Annotated in this window: 18 protein-coding genes and 1 tRNA gene; 2 read left to right on the top strand and 17 right to left on the bottom strand. The window is 66.0% G+C overall.

Features of this window, described 5'->3' with window-relative positions:
- The first annotated feature begins 82 nt into the window (after positions 1-82).
- Both galT and galK read left to right on the top strand, forming a co-directional pair.
- Positions 83-1,240 (top strand): galactose-1-phosphate uridylyltransferase, encoded by a 1,158-nt coding sequence (gene galT / locus ASG79_RS19825; RefSeq protein ID WP_056393475.1) that lies wholly within the window; start codon positions 83-85, stop codon positions 1,238-1,240.
- A complete protein-coding gene (gene galK / locus ASG79_RS19820) occupies positions 1,237-2,427 on the top strand; it encodes a galactokinase (RefSeq protein ID WP_056393473.1) in 1,191 nt (396 codons plus the stop codon). Before galT ends, galK begins: the two co-directional genes overlap by 4 nt.
- 106 nt (positions 2,428-2,533) lie before the next feature.
- Here the strand turns inward: galK and ASG79_RS19815 are convergent, their stop codons facing one another.
- The 17 genes from ASG79_RS19815 to ASG79_RS19735 all read right to left on the bottom strand — a co-directional run bounded on the left by ASG79_RS19815 (position 2,534) and on the right by ASG79_RS19735 (position 19,401).
- Positions 2,534-3,451 carry a Bax inhibitor-1/YccA family protein gene (locus ASG79_RS19815; RefSeq protein ID WP_056393472.1) on the bottom strand — a complete coding sequence of 306 codons (918 nt, stop codon included), beginning with the start codon at positions 3,449-3,451 and terminating at the stop codon, positions 2,534-2,536.
- Positions 3,452-3,602: 151 nt separating this feature from the next.
- Positions 3,603-4,310: an ABC transporter ATP-binding protein gene (locus ASG79_RS19810; protein WP_377204914.1), complete on the bottom strand. Its 708-nt coding sequence runs from the start codon at positions 4,308-4,310 to the stop codon at positions 3,603-3,605.
- Entirely contained in the window at positions 4,303-5,250 is a 948-nt protein-coding gene (locus ASG79_RS19805) for an ATP-binding cassette domain-containing protein (protein ID WP_018770190.1), read from the bottom strand. Before ASG79_RS19805 ends, ASG79_RS19810 begins: the two co-directional genes overlap by 8 nt.
- Positions 5,247-6,494: a branched-chain amino acid ABC transporter permease gene (locus ASG79_RS19800; RefSeq protein ID WP_018770191.1), complete on the bottom strand. Its 1,248-nt coding sequence runs from the start codon at positions 6,492-6,494 to the stop codon at positions 5,247-5,249. Before ASG79_RS19800 ends, ASG79_RS19805 begins: the two co-directional genes overlap by 4 nt.
- Entirely contained in the window at positions 6,491-7,498 is a 1,008-nt protein-coding gene (locus tag ASG79_RS19795; RefSeq protein WP_018770192.1) for a branched-chain amino acid ABC transporter permease, read from the bottom strand. The genes ASG79_RS19800 and ASG79_RS19795 overlap by 4 nt, the downstream gene beginning before the upstream one ends.
- Positions 7,499-7,654: 156 nt before the next feature.
- Positions 7,655-8,887, bottom strand: a complete 1,233-nt coding sequence (locus tag ASG79_RS19790) for a branched-chain amino acid ABC transporter substrate-binding protein (RefSeq protein ID WP_056393470.1) — start codon at positions 8,885-8,887, stop codon at positions 7,655-7,657.
- A gap of 242 nt (positions 8,888-9,129) precedes the next feature.
- Positions 9,130-9,203: transfer RNA gene (locus ASG79_RS19785), tRNA-Leu, on the bottom strand.
- A 110-nt stretch (positions 9,204-9,313) separates the two neighbouring features.
- On the bottom strand, positions 9,314-10,780 hold the full coding sequence (locus ASG79_RS19780; RefSeq protein WP_056393468.1) for an NAD(P)/FAD-dependent oxidoreductase: 1,467 nt from the start codon (positions 10,778-10,780) through the stop codon (positions 9,314-9,316).
- Between the two features lie 34 nt (positions 10,781-10,814).
- Positions 10,815-12,224 (bottom strand): S8 family serine peptidase, encoded by a 1,410-nt coding sequence (locus ASG79_RS19775; RefSeq protein WP_056393466.1) that lies wholly within the window; start codon positions 12,222-12,224, stop codon positions 10,815-10,817.
- A 3-nt stretch (positions 12,225-12,227) separates the two neighbouring features.
- A complete protein-coding gene (locus ASG79_RS19770) occupies positions 12,228-13,175 on the bottom strand; it encodes a Ppx/GppA phosphatase family protein (protein ID WP_018770196.1) in 948 nt (315 codons plus the stop codon).
- Positions 13,172-13,843 (bottom strand): DUF501 domain-containing protein, encoded by a 672-nt coding sequence (locus ASG79_RS19765; protein WP_018770197.1) that lies wholly within the window; start codon positions 13,841-13,843, stop codon positions 13,172-13,174. The genes ASG79_RS19770 and ASG79_RS19765 overlap by 4 nt, the downstream gene beginning before the upstream one ends.
- Before the next feature lie 27 nt (positions 13,844-13,870).
- Entirely contained in the window at positions 13,871-14,551 is a 681-nt protein-coding gene (locus tag ASG79_RS19760) for an FtsB family cell division protein (protein WP_018770198.1), read from the bottom strand.
- A gap of 137 nt (positions 14,552-14,688) precedes the next feature.
- Entirely contained in the window at positions 14,689-15,969 is a 1,281-nt protein-coding gene (gene eno, locus ASG79_RS19755; RefSeq protein WP_018770199.1) for a phosphopyruvate hydratase, read from the bottom strand.
- A gap of 118 nt (positions 15,970-16,087) precedes the next feature.
- Entirely contained in the window at positions 16,088-16,660 is a 573-nt protein-coding gene (locus ASG79_RS19750) for a MazG nucleotide pyrophosphohydrolase domain-containing protein (protein ID WP_056393464.1), read from the bottom strand.
- Positions 16,661-16,721: 61 nt separating this feature from the next.
- Entirely contained in the window at positions 16,722-17,858 is a 1,137-nt protein-coding gene (locus ASG79_RS19745) for an adenosine deaminase (RefSeq protein WP_018770201.1), read from the bottom strand.
- Between the two features lie 53 nt (positions 17,859-17,911).
- Entirely contained in the window at positions 17,912-18,637 is a 726-nt protein-coding gene (locus ASG79_RS19740) for a DedA family protein (protein ID WP_018770202.1), read from the bottom strand.
- 134 nt (positions 18,638-18,771) lie between these two features.
- Positions 18,772-19,401 carry a DedA family protein gene (locus tag ASG79_RS19735; protein ID WP_018770203.1) on the bottom strand — a complete coding sequence of 210 codons (630 nt, stop codon included), beginning with the start codon at positions 19,399-19,401 and terminating at the stop codon, positions 18,772-18,774.
- Between the last annotated feature and the right edge of the window lies 1 nt (position 19,402).

Below are 19,402 nucleotides of genomic sequence, written 5' to 3'. Positions count from 1 at the left end.
GCACGAATGGCCCTTCCACCCCCCCCTTGTTACTTTTTGTTCTTAACTATTCATTCTTGATCGTTTGTGCAAGACTTTTTGTATGACAGGGATTACCAGTACCAGACTCTCCGATGGGCGGGAGCTGATCTACTTCGACGATGACAGCACCAGCACGTCACGCGCCGGGCACCTCACCACCGACCACCGCGGCCTGCCCCCTCGCGGGGAGCCGGGCGAGGTGCGCTTCGATGCCCTTACGGACGAATGGGTGGCCGTCGCCGCGCACCGCCAGGCCCGCACCCACCTGCCGCCGGCAGACCAGTGCCCCATCTGCCCCACCACGCCCGCCAACGCTTCCGAGATCCCTTCCCCGGATTACGACGTTGTGGTCTTCGAAAACCGGTTCCCCTCGCTGGGACCGGCCCTGGGGCCCGTGCCTGACAACGCCGCATGGGGAACGAAAGGCCCGGCGTACGGCCGCTGCGAAGTAGTGTCGTTCACCCCCGACCACACCGGGTCCTTCAGCGGCCTCAGCGGGGAGCGGTCCCGCACGGTGATCGAGGCCTGGGCGCAGCGTACCGCTGCCTTGAGCGCCATGGCCGGCGTCAAGCAGGTGTTCCCGTTCGAAAACCGCGGTGCGGACATCGGCGTGACACTGCATCACCCACACGGGCAGATCTACGCCTACCCCTACATCACCCCGCGGGCCGGCACCCTGGGGGCGGCCGCCCGGAAGTACTACGACGCGCAGGACGGCAGGGACACCCTGACCGGTTCCCTGCTGCGGGCCGAACGGGAAGACGGCAGCAGAATGGTCCTCGAAGGCACGCATTTCAGCGCCTATGTGCCCTTCGCGGCCCGTTGGCCGCTGGAGATCCACCTCGTCCCCCACCGCCGGGTGCCGGACCTGGCTGCACTGGGCGGAGAGGAAAAGGACGAGCTGGCACACGTCTACCTCGACCTGCTCAAGCGGGTGGATGCCCTGTACCCCACGCCCACTCCCTACATCTCCGCCTGGCACCAGGCGCCGCTGGATGACTTCCTCCGGCCGGCGGGCTACCTCCATCTTCAGCTCACCTCCCCGCGCAGGGCGGCCGATAAGCTGAAGTACCTGGCCGGCTCCGAAGCGGCCATGGGCGCTTTCATCAACGACACCACCCCCGAAATTGTGGCGGAACGGCTGCGCCGTGTTGCGGTCCCGCCGTCGTCCGTGCCTGCCGCCGCCAGGGCGGCCACCCCGGAAGGAGCTTCCGCGTGAGCACCCAGGATCCGGCCAAGGCCGCGCCCGCATCCGCACCCGCCGCCCAAAGTCTCGGCGCCCGCTTTGAACTCGAGTTCGGAGGCGCTCCCGACGGCATCTGGCAGGCACCGGGCCGGGTTAACCTCATCGGTGAACATACCGACTACAACGAGGGCTTCGTCCTCCCCTTCGCCATCGACCGCACCGCCCGGGTGGCCATCGCGGCCCGCCCGGATTCAACCGTGCGGCTCCTGTCCACGTACGGCGACCAGGGCGTGGTCACCACCACCCTCGGCACCCTGCGGCCGGGAACAGCGAAGGGCTGGACCAAGTACCCCCTCGGCGTCATGTGGGCCCTCCGGGAGCGGGGCATCACCGTTCCCGGGCTGGACCTGCTCCTGGACTCGAACGTCCCGCTCGGTGCCGGCCTGTCGTCGTCACACGCCATCGAATGCGCAGTCGTCACGGCGCTCAACGACCTCACGGGTGCCGGGCTGTCGGCCCAGGACATGGTGCTGGCAACCCAGCGTGCGGAGAACGACTTCGTGGGTGCGCCCACCGGGATCATGGACCAGTCAGCGTCCCTTCGCGGCTCGAAGGGCCACGCCGTCTTCCTGGACTGCCGGGACCAGAAGGCAAGCCTGGTTCCTTTCGAGACCGAACCCGCAGGCCTGGTGCTCCTGGTGATTGACACCAAGGTGTCGCACTCCCACGCCGACGGGGGCTATGCGTCACGCCGGGAATCCTGCGAGCTTGGGGCGGAAGTGCTGGGGGTTAAGGCACTGCGGGACGTCGAGGTGGCTGACCTTGAGGAGGCAAGCGGCCTGCTGGATGAGGTGACGTTCCGCCGGGTGCGGCACGTTGTCACCGAAAATGACCGCGTGCTCCAGGCCGTGGAGCTTCTGGGCGGCCCCGGTCCCAGCGCCATCGGTCCCCTGCTGGACGCCAGCCATGCCTCCATGCGCGATGATTTTGAAATTTCCTGCCCGGAATTGGACTTGGCCGTGGACACCTCGCGGGCCCATGGGGCCATTGGTGCCCGCATGACCGGGGGCGGCTTTGGCGGAGCTGCGATTGCGCTGACCCCGGTGGACGCCGAGCAGAAGGTGCGCGCCGCCGTCACCCAGGCTTTTGCCGACGCCGGCTTCAAGGCGCCGGACATCTTTACCGTTTCCCCTGCCGCCGGCGCCCTGCGCATTGCCTAGGGACGCCGCGGCAGCCTGATGCCGTCAGCCCTTAACGGCCGTGGGCCCCACCAGTCTGGTGGAGCCCACGGTTTTTGGTTTACGACGGCGGAAGCTGGCCGGGTGCCTAGTCGTCGCCGCGCAGGATGGCCAGCAGGCGGATGATCTCCACATACAGCCAGACGAGGGTGACGGTCAGCCCGAAGGCAGCCGTCCAGGAGAAGCGCTGCGGGGCTCCGCTGCGGACCCCTTCCTCGATGCTGGTGAAGTCCATGATCAGCGAGAAGGCGGCGAGGCCGATGGCGAGCAGGCCGATGAAGACGCCCAGCGGGATCCCGAAGATCTCGACGCTGCGCAGGCCGAAGGGCTGCTGCAGGGCGCCGGTCCACATCAGCACCATGTTGACCAGGGCAAACACGGCGTAGCCGATGATGGCGATCATGAAGAACCGCATGGCCTTGGGGGTGGCCCGGACCTTGCCGCTCTTGAAGAGCACCAGGGTCACGGCGAATACGGACAGGGTACCGATGACCGCCTGCAGCCCCACACCGGGGAATTGGGTGTCAAGGATCCTGGTGAGTCCGCCGAGGAAGAGGCCCTCCAGCGCCGCGTACGCAAGGATCAGTGCCGGCGAAGGCTGCTTCTTGAAGGTGTTGACCAGGGCCAGCACGAACCCGCCCAGGGCGCCGACAATCATCAGCATTGACGCCAGCGGCAGGCCCACCGTGAGGGTGATGGCTGCGCCCACCAGCACGGCGCCGAGGCAGGCCGCGGTCTTCATGATGACGTCGTCGAACGTCATCCTGCCGGTGTCTGCGGGGCCGGCCGAGGGCTGGCTGTACATCTGCCGCAGCTGCTCGTCGGTCATGCTCTGGGGTTGCGTGCCCCAGCCCTGCTGGCCGTAGGGCTGGCGGCCGTACGGTGCCTGGCCGCCATAGGGCTGCTGGCCGTAGGGAGCGCCGTAGGGAGCCTGCGGGACAGGCGGTGCCTGGGTGGCTCCACGGAAATTCTTTCCGTTGAAGATCGGGTTGCCGCCAAGTGCCATTGCGGGATTCCTCCATGTGGATGTGGGTGATGAGCTTTTTGTTACGCTACCAATTCCCACGCGGAGGCAGCAGGGAAAGTTCCCTTGGGGCCCGGTTGCAACCGAACCGTGACCGTTGCACCTTTCCAGGCACCGGGCCCCGTGCGACGAACTACCCCACCCCCAGGTAGGCCTCCTTGATGGACGGGTCGTCCAGCAACTGCTTTCCTGTTCCGCTGTGGGTGATCTCCCCGGTCTCCAGCACGAAGGCGCGGTGTGCCCCGGCCAGGGCCTGGTTGGCGTTCTGTTCCACCATCAGGACGGTGGTGCCCTGGTTGTTGATTTCCTTTATGATCTTGAAAATCTGGCGGATGAACTGTGGTGCCAGGCCCATGGAGGGCTCGTCCAGGAGCAGCAGCTTCGGGTTGGACATCAGGGCCCGCCCAATGGCCAGCATCTGCTGCTCGCCGCCGGACATGGTGCCCCCGTACTGCTTTTCCCGCTCCTTCAGGCGGGGAAACAGGTCGAACACGCGGTCCAGGTCCTTCCCCACCCCGCTTCTGTCCTTGCGTCCGAAAGTGCCCATATCGAGGTTTTCCATGACGGTCATGCCCGGGAAGATACCGCGGCCTTCGGGGGCCTGGGAGATTCCGTGGACCACCCGGATATGGGCCTTCATCTTGGTGATGTCCTGGCCGGCGAACATGATCCGGCCTTCCGAGCAGTTCAGCAACCCGGAGATTGTCCGCATCGTGGTGGTTTTGCCGGCACCGTTGGCGCCGATCAACGCCACGACTTCACCTTCATCCACGGTGAAGGAGATGTTCCGCAGGGCCTGGATGCGGCCGTAGTGCACGGAAACGTCCTTAAGTTCAAGCAACGTCATCTTCGGGCTCTCCTAGGTAGGCGGCAATAACGCGCGGGTCCTCGCGGATCTCGCGCGGCAGTCCATCCGCAATCTTCTTCCCGAATTCGAGCACGACGATCCGGTCCGTGACGCCCATCACGAGCTTCATGTCGTGCTCGATCAGCAGCACGGTGTAGCCCTCATCCCTGATGGTGCGGATGAGCGCCATCAGTTCTTCCTTTTCGGCAGGATTGAATCCGGCCGCAGGCTCGTCGAGGCACAGGACCTTGGGATCGGTTGCCAGGGCACGGGCAATCTCCAAGCGGCGCTGGTAGCCGTACGGCAGTTGCCGGGACAGGACATGCGCGTGGCTGCCGATGCCAACGAAGTCCAGCAGGGCCATGCCCCGTTCGATGGCGGACTTCTCCTCCCTGATGTGGGTGGGCAGGCGCAGCAGCGCCCCGCCGACGCTGGTCCGGTGCCGGGCGTCCAGGCCCACCACCACGTTTTCGAGGGCGGTCATCTCACCGAACAGGCGGATGTTCTGGAAGGTGCGGGACAGGCCCAGGCGGGTGATCTTGTGCTGCTTGATGCCGTTCAGGACCTGGCCTTCCAGCACCACCTTCCCGCTGGTGGGCTTGTAAACGCCCGTCATCGCGTTGAAGCAGGTGGTCTTGCCGGCGCCGTTGGGCCCGATGAGGCCCAGGATCTCGCCCCGCTTGATGTTGAAGCTGATGTTGTCCAGCGCCACGAGGCCGCCGAACTTGATGGTCAGGTTCTGGACTTCCACGATGTTGTCGCCCACCTTGACCGCGATGTCGCGGTCCGGGGCCACCTTCTCGGCAAGTTCCGGGTCCACGCCGGCCTCTGCCAGGGCTTCGATGTCGATCTCGGGCGCAACAGCCGCGGAGCCATCACTTGCCGGCTGTTCCTCCACGCTGCTGGAGCCGCCGTGCCTTTCCTCGGAGCTCATGCCTCCGCTCCTCTCTGTCCGGCCGCCCGGGTGTCGGGACCGGCTGGTGGATTGTCCGTGTCCTTGGGCTGGGTGACCTCGCGGGTGACCACCTTGTTCAGAGCAGTCCGTCCGTAGGCGAGCAACCGCTGCCGTGCCGGGAGCAGTCCCTGGGAGCGGAAGATCATGATCAGCACCAGGGCAATGCCGAAGATCAGGTACTTGTATTCGGCAATGGCCGTGAACCTCAGCGGGATGTAGCTGACCAGGGCGCCGCCAAGGATGGCACCAACCTTGTTGCCCGCTCCGCCAAGCACGACGGCGGCGAGGAACAGGATGGACGTGGTGACGTCGAATTTCTGATTGTTGACGAACCCCACCTGCCCGGCGAAGAGGGCGCCGGATAGTCCGCCGATCGCTGCGCCGATGGCGAAGGCCCACACCTTGTATTTGAAGGTGGGAACGCCCATGATTTCGGCGGCGTCCTCGTCTTCACGGATGGCGATCCAGGCGCGGCCAACCCGGCTGCGTTCCAGGTTGCCTACCAGGAGGGTGACGATGATGATGATGGTCAAAGTCAGCCAGTACCAGGGCACGCCGTTCGAGTTGGAGAAGATGGGCGTTCCGTCAGCCTCGGTACCCGGCGGGTGGCCAACGTTCTGGAAGCCCACCTGGCCCTTCATTGCCGGGATGATCGTGGCCAGGATGCGGACGATTTCGCCGAATCCGAGCGTCACGATGGCCAGGTAGTCGCCTCGAAGGCGCAGGGTGGGCACGCCCAGCACTACGCCGAAGAACATGGTGACGGCCATGGCGATCGGAATGGTCCACAGGTATGGGATATGCAGGAAGGGCGAGTCCGGACTGGTCAGCATTGCTGCGCAGTAGGAGCCCACGGCAAAGAAGGCGACGTATCCCAGGTCCAGGAGGCCGGCGTATCCCACCACCACGTTGAGGCCGACGGCGATCAGTGCGAACCGGGCCATGTCGAAGCAGGCCAGGGCGAAGTTGTTGCCGGGCTCGGTGGTGATGATGGGCGGGTTCATCAGCGGGAGCAGGTAGGCCAGGACGACGACGATAATCAGGAACGCCCACTGCTGTTGCCGGGACAGTGCGTGCCACCGGTCGGAGAAGTACCCGGACTTGCGTCTGCCCCGCTGGCGGAGGTCGCTCTTTCCTGCGGCCTTCGAGGAAGCTTCGCGGTCCTCTGCTGCCTGTTGGGCCGCCGCTGTCTGCAGCGGTGTGGGGCCGTCCGTCATGCTCATGCTTTGCTCCTTCCAAGGGAGGTTCCCAGGATGCCTTCGGGCCGCAGCAGCAGCACGAGCACCAGCACCACGAAGGCCACGACGTCGGTCCACTGCGAGTTGCCCAGCAGGATCTGGCCGTAGTTGCCGATCAGGCCGAGCAGCAGGCCGCCCAGCAGGGCGCCGCGGACGTTGCCGATGCCGCCGAGCACAGCGGCCGCGAAGGCCTTGATGCCCAGGACGAAACCGCCGCTGTATTGGACACCGGACGGGATTTTCATGACATAGAACAAGGCGGCGGCTCCTGCGAGCAGGCCTCCGATGACGAAGGTGGTAATAATGATGCGCTCTTTGTTGACGCCCATCAATGTTGCGGTATCAGGATCCTGGGCAACGGCCCGGATGCCGCGGCCGGTGCGGGACTTGCTGATGAACCTGTCGATGCCCACCATCATGATCACCGCGGCGATGATGATCACCAGCTGCTGGGAATCGATGATGGTGCCGAAGACGTCGAAGATGGGGGTGGGCCGGAACATGGTCAGGGCAAGCTCGGGGCTGGGACCACGCCACAGGTAGATCAGGTACTGGATGGTGAAGGAAGCACCAATGGCCGTGATCAGGAAGACCAGGCGGGGGGCGTTGCGTCGCCGAAGGGGTTTGTATGCGATGCGTTCCAGCAGGAAGGCTGTGACGGCCGAGGCAACCATGGCCAAAACCAGCGCCAGCAACAGGTTCAGGATGATCGCCCAGATGTCGAGCCGGGGAACCGAGGGGCCGAAGCCCAGGCTGCTGAGGGTGAAGAAGACTGCGTAGCAGCCGACGATGAACACTTCCGAGTGGGCGAAGTTGATCAGGTTCAGCACGCCGTAGACCAGGGTGTAGCCCAGCGCTACGAGCGCGTAGATGGCCCCGAATGTGAGGCCGTCAAAGGTGGCACTCCAGAAGTTCTGGGCCAGGGACGGTATGTCGAAGGTGATCCAGTCGTTTTCAGTCGGGAGTAGTGGGACAAGAGAGGGAAGCATGGGAACATCCTGATCCAGTTGCACGCGGCCTTGTGGGCCCGGCCGTGGGACTTGTGTCTATTGACGTAGTTTGGTCCTGGGCTGCTGCCAAGCGAAGAAAAGGCTGTGGGGGCCTGCTGATGCTGGCCCCCACAGCCATTGTCTTGCGCCGGGCTGCTACTCCCCGATGGGGCCGATGGGAACGATCTTCCCGTTTTCCACCTTGTAGCCGTACACGGTCGGGGCCTGGAGCTCGCCCTTCGCATCCCACTTGTAGTGCTTGCTCAGGCCGTCCTTGTCGTAGGCCTTGACCCAGGCAAGCAGGTCGGCGCGGTTCTGCTTGCCGGCGTCGATCCCGGAGAGGAGCACGGTTGCGGCGTCGTAGCCCTCGATGGAGTACGTACCGGGTTCTGCACCCTTGGCGATGTCCTTGTAAGCGGATGCAAAATCAGGAATCAGCTCACCGGGGATGCAGGGGCAGGTGAAGTAGGCGTTGTTGGAAGCATCGCCTGCCTGCTTGATGAACTGGTCATCCTTGACGCCATCCGGTGCCACGAACGTCCCTGTGAACCCCTTGCCGACCAGCTGCTGGTCGAACGGGGCGCCCTCTGCGTAGTAGCCGGCGTAGAAGACGGCGTCCGCCTTGGCGTTCATGATCTTGGAAATGACTGCCGAGAAGTCCTTCTGCCCGGTGGTCACCTTTTCCGTCCCGGCCAGTGCGCTGCCCAGGCCGGCAGAGGTGGAGGTTCCCAGGCCGATGCCGTAGTCGGAATCATCCTGGACCAGGTAGACCTTCTTGGCGCCAAGCTTCCCGGTGAGGAACTTGGCGGCCGCCGGACCCTGGACGGCGTCATTGCCGAGGCCCCGGAAGAAGGTGGTCCAGCCGTTGTTGGTCAGGCCCGGGTTGGTGGCCGACGGCGTGATGTGCACCAGGCCCTTCTGCTCGAAGATGTTGCCCGTGGCTTTGGACTCACCCGAGAACGGGAGGCCGACCACACCCAGGATGTCCGGCTCGCTCACCAGCTGGGTGACGGGGCCGGTGGCCTTGTTGGGGTCGCCTTCGGTATCGAACTTCTTGAACTGCACCTGGCAGCCCGGGTTGGCCTTGTTGTGCTGGTCGATGGCCAGCTGGATGCCGTTGAAAATGTTGACGCCGAGCTGCGCGTTGGGGCCGGTCTGGGCGCCGGCGTAGGCCAGCGTGGTGGTGGACGGGCAGGTCGCCTTGCCGTCGCCGGCGGGCTTGACCGCGCCGGAGGGAACGTCCACTTTCGAAATGGCGGGGATGTTCACTTTGTTGGACGAGCCGGAGCTCTCGGTGTTGCTGGGGCCTGCTTGGTTGGCGCAGGCCGACAGCAGCATGCTGAACGTGGCTGCCGCTGCCAACGAAGTGAGGACTTTCTTTCGGTACATTAATCTGCCTTCCGAAACAGGACCGTGCGATGCGGGTGCGGAACGGGCGCTGTGGCGCCCGGAGCGGGACCAGGTATTCCTGATTTAGCTTCAAGCTAGTGCATAGACGCCAGCGAACCTAAGTGACTGAGGTCACAGCCTTATAACAGTAGTTTCCTGTGGGGCATTAAACGCCGAAAGCCGCCTGCTGGGCAGGCGGCTTTCGGAACGCCGGGACGGCAGCGCCGTGCCGGGACAGTCTGTACCCCAGGTGGGACTCGAACCCACAACACGCGGATTTTAAGTCCGCTGCCTCTGCCAATTGGGCTACTGGGGCGCCGGGGTCAATGGTACCTGTGAATGGCACGTTGGCTGGAAACGCCGACGGCGGCCGGCCCCGCAAAGGGGACGGCCGCCGTCGGACGCTGTAAAGCGGGAGCAGACGCACTACTTGGCGTTGGCCGCCACCGTTTCCTTGGCAGCGGTGGTGGCGGTTGAACCAGAGCCGCCGGCCGGAACTGCCACTGGTGCGGCTGCCGGCTTCGGGGCGGGGGTAGCTGCCGCGACGAAGGCGCCGCGGGGGTTGTCCAGGTCCATGAGCTGGGTGGTGTCCCGGCCGGCGAAGAAGCCGATGATCCAGTTGAAGATCACGCGGAACTTGCGCTCGAACGTGGGCATGGCCATGCCGTGGTAGCCGCGGTGGGCCAGCCACGCCAGCGGGCCCTTGAGGCCGATCCGGCCCAGGAGGTTGATGTTGGCAACGCCCTTCCATTCGCCGAAGCCGGCCACCGCACCAAGGTTCTTGTGCTTGTAGTCAGCCAGCGGCTTGTCCCAGCGCGAAGCCCACAGGTTCTTGGCAAGGCGCTTGGCCTGGCGCAGGGCGTGCTGGGCGTTGGGGACGCAGGTGCCGTCAGGCAGGCCCTTGCCGGTGAGGTCCGGAACGGCGGCGATGTCGCCTGCGGCCCACGCGTTCTCCACGATGCCTTCGTCCCCGGCAATGCGCAGGTCCGGCAGGACGCGGACGCGGCCGCGGGGCTCGAGCGGGAAGTCGGTGGAGCGGACCATCGGGTTGGCCTGCACGCCGGCCGTCCACACCAGGGTGTCGGCTTCGAATTCCTGGGCGGGGGTTTTGTCCGGAAGGTTGATGAGCTTCAGGGTGCCTTCGGCGCTGTCCAGCGAGGTGTTCAGGAGGACCTCGATGCCGCGGCTGCGCAGGTGTTCCACAACCCACTCGGCCTGCTTGGCGGTGACCTCGGGCATGATGCGGCCCATGGCTTCGACCAGGACGAAGCGGACTTCCTCCTGCTTGATGCGGGGGTTGTTGCGCACGGCTGCGCGGGCGAGGTCTTCCATCTCGGTGATGCACTCGATGCCGGCAAAGCCGCCGCCGACCACCACGAAGGTGAGGGCGCGGGCGCGTGCGGCGGGGTCCGTCATGGTGGAGGCAACCTCGATGCGCTCCAGCAGCTTGTTGCGCAGCGCAACGGCTTCCTCGATGGTCTTCAGGCCAATGCCCTTGTCCGCCAGGCCCTTGATGGGGAACGTGCGGGTGATGGCGCCGGCTGCGAGCACGACGTCGAAGTACGGAATTTCAAAGTTTTCGCCGCCGTCGGCGGGAGCCACCACAGCTGTGCGGTTTTCGTGGTCGATCGAGGTAACGCGGCCCTGGATCAGTTCCGTCTGCTTGAGGTGCTGGCGGTGGGACACCACCGCGTGGCGGGCCTCGATGTTGCCGCCGGCCACCTCGGGGAGGAACGGCTGGTAGGTCATGTAGGGCAGCGGATCGACGACGGTGACGATGCCACCGGCATTCGCGATCTTCTTCTGCAGTTTCAGTGCTACGTACAGGCCGACGTACCCGCCGCCGACGACGAGTACCCTGGGACGGTCCTGGAGCTGTGGGGTGGTTGCCATAGTTTAAGGATAGCGCAGTTTGTGAAAATCTTCACTAACTTGCCCCCCGGTCCGTAACGTGCGGATTACTGCGCGATTGCACCTGTTCCACTACCCCTGTCTCCGGCTCCTCCCGGGCAAGGGCCGGGTTCCGGGCAGCCCTCCGGAGCGAGATGCCGGCAGCAGCGATGATCGCCACGAACAGGACGGCAAAACCGATCACGACGGCGGCGCCGATGGCAGTGTCGCGCTGAGAGGGTGCCTTGGCGGCCGGGACGGTGGCGTCCGGCAGCGTGGGTGCCGCGATGGGCGCTGAGGTGGCGGTGGGCTGGGGAGTTGCAGGCGCGGCGTTGCCGCGCCGGTGCACGCGGATCCATTCGGCTACGGTGCCCAACGGGTTCACCGACACCTGGGGGACGTCGGCCTTGAGCGCGGCCTCGGCGTTCAGGATGCCATAGCCGTACAGCGGGTCCTTGCCCGGAGGGCCGGCATCCTTTGCCGTGGAGACGATCCTGTTGATCACCTGTTCGGCGCTCATGTCCGGCCACTTGGACCGGATCAGGGCGGCGACGCCGGAAACGATGGGCGTGGACCCGGAGGTCCCGGCCCACTCCGCGTAGCTCCCGCCGGGGAGGCCGCCCAGGAGGTTCTCTGCGGGGGCAGCCACCCCAATGCTGATCCCCTGCGATGAGGCGTCCACGCTGGCCACGTTCTTCCGGTCCAGGCCCGCCACGGTGAGTACGCCGGGGATGGTGGCCGGGGCGCCCACCTGGGTGTTGCCGCCCACGCGGTTGCCCGCGGCGGCAACGATGACCACGTCCTTTTGTTCTGCGTACAGGAACGCGGCGTCCCAGCTTTGCGGCCACTGCGGGGTGGTGCTGCCCAGCGAAATGTTGATCACCTTGGCGCCGTTGTCCACGGCCCAGCGGACGGCCTCGGGAATCTGGTCCTGGTCGCTTTTGCCCGAGGGGTTGGCCGAGCCCAGCCAGGTGGAAACGGACAGAAGCTGTGCCTCCGGCGCCACGCCCATGATCCCGTCCGGCGGAGTGCCGGGCTGCCCGGGACCCGGGCTGGGGCTTGCACTGGCCGGCTGGTGTCCGCGGCCGGCCAGCATGGTGGCCACCAAGGTGCCGTGTTCGGGTTTGGAGCCGACGCTTTTCTGGCCGTCGGGCTGGCCGGAGCCCGAGGCGTCGTAACCGCCGACGACCGCGCCTTTGAGGTCCGGGTGCTGGGCGTCGATGCCGCTGTCAATGACGGCCACCTTGACGCCGGCACCTTTTGACACCTCCCAGGCCTTGGTAATGCCGGAGTCTGCCAGCCAGTATTCCTTGTCGCGCCATTCGTCGGCGTTTGCGGCGGGTGCAGTGAAGAGGCCGGCGCACAGGCAGGACGCTGCCAGGAGGACGGCTACGGCGGCGGCCGCCGCACGGGGCAGGAACGGGATGGAAGCTGGGGTGGAGTCCATGGCCTACCCGATGCTCAGCGCGATGCCGTCGAGGATGTCGTGCTCGCTTGCGGTGGCCGCGGTGATGCGCCCCCCGGTCAACTCCCCCATCCGTTCCAGGATGCGGCGCCATACCAGTCCCCCGGCGCCGATGACGTCCACGCGTCCCGGGTGCATGTACGGCAGTGCCGCGCGGCGCGCCCGGGTCATGCCCAGCAGGTCGGTGGCGGCGGCGCGGACTTCCCCGATGGGGAGTTCGGCGCCGTGGATTGCGGCGGGGGAATACCCGGGCAGGCGGAGCGCGTGCGCGGTGATGGTAGTGACAGACCCGGCAACACCGACGACGGCGGTGGCGCGTTCCAGCGGTACGTCGCGCCCGGCGCGGGCCATGGCAGCGTCCACGTCGGCTTCCGCGGCAGCGATCTGTTCGGCGGTGGGAGGATCGTTGCGCAGGTGCCGTTCGGTGAGCCGGACACAGCCGATGTCCACGGACTTTGCCGCGGTTACCCCGGCTGCAGTGCCGAGGACGAATTCGGTGCTTCCGCCGCCGAGGTCCACCACCAGCACCTGGTGGCCGTCGAGGATGGGCAGGACGCTGCTGGCGCCGGCGAATGACAGTGCCGCTTCCTCGTCCCCGGAGATCACCTCAGGTTCCACTCCCAGCAGGTCCCTGATGCCGTCCACGAAGACGTCCCGGTTGCGCGCATCGCGGCTTGCGGAGGTGGCCACAAAGCGGATCCGCTCCGCGCCGCGCTCCTTGATCAGCCGGGCGTAGTCAGCCGCTGCGGCAAAGGTCCGGTCCAGCGCCTCCGGGGCCAGTTCGCCGGTAGCATCCACGCCCTGGCCCAGCCGGACCACGCGCATCTCCCGGACGACGTCGGTGAGGTTCGCGGCGCCGCTGCTGCGGTCGATGTCCGCAATCAGCAGCCGGATGGAGTTGGTGCCGCAGTCTATGGCGGCCACGCGGGTCATTCGGCGGCCTCTGCGGCGCCGGCGGACTTCCGCACGGGGGCAGGGCGCCCCACGATGTCCGGCAGGCCCTGCGGTCCGTGGCGGCTGAGGTCCCTGGACGGTGCCTCGCCTGTGGTGTCCCAGGCACCGTCGCAGTAACACCTGTCCGCCGTCCACCATTCGCTGATCATGTCAAGCGCCTGGTCGCCTAAGGGATTGACGCCGCTGCCTGCCGCCAGGGAGTGGCCCACCAGGACGTGCAGGCATTTGACGCGCGTGGGCATCCCGCCGGCGGAGACGCCGTCGATTTCAGGCACAGCGCCGATGCCCGAACGCTCCCCGATGGCCGCGCGGGCAGCGAGGTACTCCTCGTGTGCTGAGCGGTAGGCAGCCGCGAGCCCGGCATCGCCTGCCAGTTGTTCATTCATGCTGTTCATGACGCCGGCCGCTTCAAGCCTGGAAACCGCGGATGTGATCACCGGGTGCGTCAGGTAGAAGGTGGTGGGAAAGGGGGTGCCGTTGCTGAGGCGCGGGGCGGTGGCAGCCACCAGGGGGTTTCCACAGACGCAGCGCGCCGGAATCTCCACGACGTCGCGGACGGGGCGTCCCAGCTGCCTGCTCAGTACTTCAAGGTCGTGTGCTGTCGGTTGGCGGGATTCGTCCCGGGCGGCTGCCGTGTTGTGTTCCATGTTCGCGGGCCGTCCTTCCTGTGCGGTTCAGTCTGTGGCCGCGCGCCTGATGGACTCCCACAGGGAATCCACCCACGGCAGATCGGCGGGGTCTTGTGCTGCTGCGCCGGCGGGGCTACTGCTTTCTCCGGCCGGCTCATCGCTGCCAAAAACCCAGTAGCCGGTTTCGCCCGGCATAACCATGTTAATGCGGTCGCGGGCCTGCTGTTTGACGTAGTTGGGGTCCTGCCACCGCGAAACCTGCTGCCGGAGGGCATCGCCTTCCGCCTGGCGTGCGGCGATATCGGCGTTCAGCGCGTCGATTTCGGCCTTTTTGTCGAAGAAGATCTTCACCGTGGGCGCCAGCATGATGGTGATGGCAATCATCACCACGGCCAGCGCCAGCATGCGGCCGGAGAACGCCTTGGCGGGGACAGGGTGCTGATCCTCATCGCCGTCCCGGACGCTCTTGCCGTCAACGGAACTGCTGCCCTTGCGTGCGGCGGAAGGCCCGGACTTGGCTGCCTGCCCTGCCTTCGCCGCGGCCTTGCCCGCAGTTCCACGCCCCGGGTTATCGCCCGCCGGTGCTTTGTCCGTCGTAGCGGCGCCCTTGCCCGGCCGGAAATCCGCCCGGATGACCTCGGCACCGCCGGCGGATCCGTCGTCGGCCGTTTCCTTGGCTGGACGGGCGGGGGCGACCTTGGGAACTTTGGGGCGGCGGGTAGCCATGACACTCCTGAAACGCAGCCTGCCTGGGCAGCCACTATCTGTGCTGGACAAACACTGCTGAAACAAATGCTGCTGGAAACAACAGCGGTGGCTATGGTCTTTCAACCATAGCCACCGCGGATGGGTTTAGGCGGTTACTAGCCCTTGAAACGCGGGAACGCGCTGCGTCCGGCGTAGCGTGCGGCGTCGTCGAGTTCCTCTTCGATGCGCAGCAGCTGGTTGTACTTGGCGACGCGCTCGGAGCGGGCCGGGGCGCCGGTCTTGATCTGGCCGGCGTTGGTGGCCACCGAGATGTCGGCGATGGTGGTGTCCTCGGTTTCGCCGGAGCGGTGCGAGGTGATGGTGGTGTAGCCGGCGCGCTGGGCCAGGCTGACGGCGTCCAGGGTCTCGGTCAGGGAACCGATCTGGTTGACCTTGACCAGCAGGGAGTTGGCGGTCTTGGTGTCGATGCCGCGCTGCAGGATGGAGGGGTTGGTGACGAACAGGTCGTCGCCCACCAGCTGGACCTTGTCGCCGATGGTGTCGGTGAGGGTCTTCCAGCCTTCCCAGTCGTTCTCGTCCAGCGGGTCTTCGATGGAGACCAGCGGGTAGTCGGCCACGAGTTCGGCGTAGTAAGCGCTCATCTCGGTGGCGGAGAGCGCTTTGCCTTCGAACTGGTAGGCGCCGTCCTTGAAGAATTCAGAGGAGGCAACGTCCAGGGCCAGGGCGATGTCCTTGCCCGGGGTGTAGCCGGCGTTCTTGATGGCTTCCTGGATCAGGTCCAGTGCTGCACGGTTGGACGGCAGGTTCGGGGCGAAGCCGCCTTCGTCGCCGAGGCCGGTGGACAGGCCCTTTTCCTTGAGCACGGACTTGAGGTTGTGGTACACCTCGACGCCCCAGCGCAGGCCCTCGGAGAAGGTCTCGGCGCCGATCGGGGCGATCATGAATTCCTGGATGTCGACGTCGGAATCGGCGTGGGATCCACCGTTGAGGATGTTCATCAGCGGCACGGGCAGGACATGCGCGTTGGGGCCGCCCAGGTACTTGTAGAGCGGCAGGTCGGCAGAGGCCGCGGCTGCGTTGGCGACCGCCAGGGAGACGCCCAGGATGGCGTTGGCGCCCAGCTTGCCCTTGTTGGGGGTGCCGTCCAGGTCCAGCATGGCCTGGTCGATGCTGCGCTGGTCGGTGGCGTCGAAGCCGGTCAGGGCGGGGGCAATCTGGTCGATCACGGCGTCGACGGCCTTCTGCACGCCCTTGCCGAGGTAGCGGCCCTTGTCGCCGTCGCGCAGTTCGACGGCCTCGTGCTCGCCGGTGGAAGCGCCGGAGGGAACGGCCGCGCGGCCGATCTGGCCGTCGGAAAGCAGGACTTCAACTTCTACGGTGGGGTTGCCACGGGAATCGAGGATCTCGCGGGCGTGGATGGCATCGATAAGCGCCATGAATTTGCTCCTTATGGGCGATTAACGGGGGGAATCAGGCAAAAAACTCGACGTACTCGTCAGGGACTAGCGTAGTCGAGAGTGGTCCGGGTTACTCAAACCGGCCGGGGCCGTGACGTCATGATGGCGCGTGGCCGCCTTGGTAACGGCGGACCGCGGCACGGAGGGCACGCTCAGCGTCCATGCCGTTGTCACGGGCGGAACGCACGACGGCGAGCAGCACGTTTCCGAGTTCCTCCTCGCTTTGAGGGACGGCAGCGCCGTCGGGAAGCCCGAGGCCCGCGCGGGCGGCACGGTCCAGCGACTTTTGGGCCTTGGCCAGCGCCGGGAGGGCCTCCGGGATGCCCTCAAAGGCGCTGGGCCGCTCCGGGCGTTCGGCCCGCTTGACCTCGTCCCACTTCTGCTCGATCTCCTCAACGGTGGCCGGGAAGCTCTCCTGCAGGGAACCGTCAGGTTGGAACACGTGCGGGTTCCGGCGGATCATTTTGGCAGCCAGGCCGCGCGCCACGTCGTCGAACTTGAACGCACCGCGTTCCTCGGCCAGCCGGGCGTGCAGCACCACCTGGAGCAGGACGTCGCCCAGCTCGCCCTGGAGTTCGGCGTCGGGGTGGCCCTCCTCGATGGTTTCGGCCACCTCGTACGCCTCCTCCAGGAGGTACTCCACCAGCGAGGCGTGTGTCAGGGCGCCCATCCAGGGACAGTGCTCACGCAGCTGCCCTATGACAGTGACGAGCCTCCCGACGGGCGCCTGGTCAGCCAAGGTTGGCGTAGGCGTCGTTGATGTATTCCACCAGCGCTTCCTTTTCCTCCAGGGGCAGGAAGGACGCTTCGGCGGCATTGAGGGTCAGCTCCAGCAGGTCGTCGAGGTCGTAGTCGAAGGTTTCCACCAGCAGGTTGAACTCGTCGGTCAGGGTGACGCCGCTCATCAGGCGGTTGTCCGTGTTGATGGTGACGTTGAAGCCCAGCTGGTAGAGCATGTCCAGCGGGTGGCTCTCGATGCCCTCACCGAATTCTGCAATCGCGCCGGTCTGGAGGTTTGAGGACGGGCAGATTTCCAGGGCGATGCCGCGGTCGCGGATCCAGCTGGAGAGGTCCCCGAGGGTGACCAGGCCAACAGTGTCCCCGGCTTCCCCGTCGTCGTCGAATTCCACCATGATGTCCTCGGCGATCCGGACGCCGTGGCCCAGGCGGAGGGCGCGGCCGTCCACCAGCGCGGACTGGATGCTCTCCAGCCCGGCCGCCTCGCCGGCGTGAACCGTGGCAGGGAAATTGTGCTGGGCCAGGTAGGTGAAGGCGTCCCTGAAGCGGCTGGGCAGGAAGCCGTCCTCGGCCCCGGCGATGTCAAAACCCACTGCGCCCTTGTTGCGGTGGCGGACGGCCAGTTCGGCGATCTCCTGGCCACGGTCGGCGTGCCGCATGGCGGTGATCAGCTGGCCCACCTGGATTTCGCGGCCACTTTCGGACACGGCTTCGACGCCGGCCTCCAGGCCATCCTGAACCGCTTCCACGGCTTCATCAAGGCTCAGGCCCTTCTGGAGGTGCTGCTCGGGGGCCCAACGCACTTCGCCGTACACCACGCCGTCGTCGGCGAGGTCCTCAACGAACTCCTTCGCGACGCGGAACAGACCGTCGTAGGTCTGCATCACGGCAACGGTGTGGTCGAACGTCTCCAGGTAGCGGACCAGGGATCCGGAATCCGCTGACTCCCGGAACCACTGCCCCAGGGCCACCGGGTCGGTCGAGGGGAGCGTGTGGCCTACGGCCTCCGCCAGTTCGATGATGGTGGCCGGACGGAGTCCTCCGTCCAGGTGGTCGTGAAGGGAAACCTTGGGCAGGCTCTTCAGGTCAAAATCGATGGCAGGGGCAGCGTCAACAATAGGCTCAGTCACGTTCCCACCTTAGGGTGGGCCAGAGTTCAAAGCCAGCCGTTCAAAGCCCGGCGCTATTTGGCCGCGGGACCGGCCTCTGCCGACGGCATTACAAGGGCCTGGGTGCCGGGTCGTCCCTCGTGGCCGGAGCCGGAGGTTTCATCGCTCCACCCGTCCGCGTCAGGTGCGTCGTTCCGGCCCAGCCGTTTGTGCCACCAGCGCAGCAGGTGGTCAATGACGATGCCCAGGACAATCGCGAACACGACGGCGATACCCGCGCTCAGCAGTGGGTTGTGGTGCAACCAGGGGAACGAGCTGGCCAGCACGCCGATACCAAGGGAGTAGCCCACCCAGGTGACGCAGGCGAAGGCGTCGAAGACGAAGAACCTGCGGTGCGAGAAGCCGGTGCTGCCGGCGACGTAGTTGACCGCCACCCGGCCCCAGGGGATGTAGCGGGCGGTGAAGATCAGTACGGCACCCCGCTTTTCAAGCTCATACCGCGCCCAGGCGAAGACCTTCCGGACTTTGGGCCGGCGCATCCACCCCCACCGGTCCAGGCCAATCTTCCGGCCGAGCATATAGGCCATGTTGTCGCCGCAGATGGCGCCGACCAGGGCCGTCAAGCCCAGGATCCAAAGATTGGGCTCGCCGCTGTGACGGGAAAAAGCCGCCAGCGCAACGATCAGCGTCTCACTGGGGACCACCATGGCGAAGCCGTCCACGAAGAAGAACACCAACAGGACGGGGTAAATCCACCATTGGCCCGCTGCATGGAGCACGGCCTCATTAATAAACTCCACGCGGTGTTGCTCCTGTATAAAAAATGACACAGCCAAAGTGCCGCAGCCAAAGCGGAAATCGTTCCTAAGTGTCCCATGCGGGAGCCGCAATGCGCTACGCCCCGAAGCCCGGAATTACAGGTTAAACGCGCCGGTCAGGCACCGGGTTCCCGGATCCGCTCCACGACGTTGGGTTTGCCCCGGAATTTGTTGATTACCAGGTCCACCACAATGCCCAGGGCCACGGCGCACACGATGGCGATTGCCGCGCCCAGGAGGTGGTTGTCCTCGAACCACTGGCCGAAGAAAAGCCCGATCGCCACCGAGTAGCCGGCCCAGAGGCTGGCCGACAGGATGGTCAGGCCCACGAACCGAAGATGCGGGTAGTGGGTGACGCCGGCGGTCAGGTTGACCGCCACCCGCCCGATAGGGACAAAGCGGGCCACCAGGATCAGCGAGGCGGGACGCTTCCGCAGTTCGCGGCCCGCCCAGCGGAACGCGCTTTGCATCCGCGGGCCGCGCATCCAGGCCCAGCGCCCGGTGCCCACCCGCCGGCCCAGGAGGTAGGCGATGTTGTCACCGGAGAAGGCACCGGCGGCCGCCACCAGGGCCAGGAGCAGCGGGTTGGGCACATCGGCGGTGGCGGCGACGGCTGCAAGGCCCACCACCACGGATTCGCTGGGGACGGGCGGGAAGAAGCCGTCAATGATGCAGCAGGCCAGCACCAGTACCAGCACCCAGGGCTGCCCGGCTGCGGCGAGGATGAAGTCATTGATGGCCTGCATT

This window comes from Arthrobacter sp. Soil761, from assembly GCF_001428325.1.
Taxonomy (GTDB): Bacteria; Actinomycetota; Actinomycetes; order Actinomycetales; family Micrococcaceae; genus Arthrobacter.
The sequence above is the reverse complement of the archived record's forward strand: the minus strand, read 5'-3'. Positions and strand labels throughout refer to the sequence as shown.